Here is a 469-nt window from a genome sequence, read left to right on the forward strand (position 1 = left end):
GTCGCGCGCTCGCTGCTCACGACGCTGTTCGCCGCGCTCGGCACGCCGATGCTGCTCGGCGGCGACGAGTTCGGGCGCACGCAGCAGGGCAACAACAACGCGTATTGCCAGGATAACGAACTGTCGTGGTTCGACTGGAGCGCGGCCGAATCGGCGGACGGCCGCACGATGATTCACTTCGTCGGCCGGCTCGCGGCGCTGCGGCGCGCGTATCCGGTGCTGTCCGAGCCGCGCTATCCGTCGGGCGAGCGCGACGGCGCGCCCGGCTTGCACGAGATCGACTGGTTCGACGAGCGCGGAGACGCGCTGACGGTGCCCGCCTGGCACGACCGCGAGCGGCGCGCGCTGACGATGCGGCGGGTCGGCAACGGACGCGCGGGGCGGCCGGAGGCGTTGCTGCTGATGCTGAACGCGTCGTCCGACGCGATCGTGTTCCATGCGCCGCCGCCCTCGCTCGTCTACCGCATTC

General features: G+C 71.6%; 1 pseudogene. It reads left to right on the forward strand.

Annotated features, from left to right (window positions below):
- Window positions 1-469: pseudogene (locus ACU8YE_RS24860) on the forward strand (glycogen debranching protein GlgX); the annotation flags it as partial.

This window comes from Ralstonia sp. VS2407 (assembly GCF_052950655.1).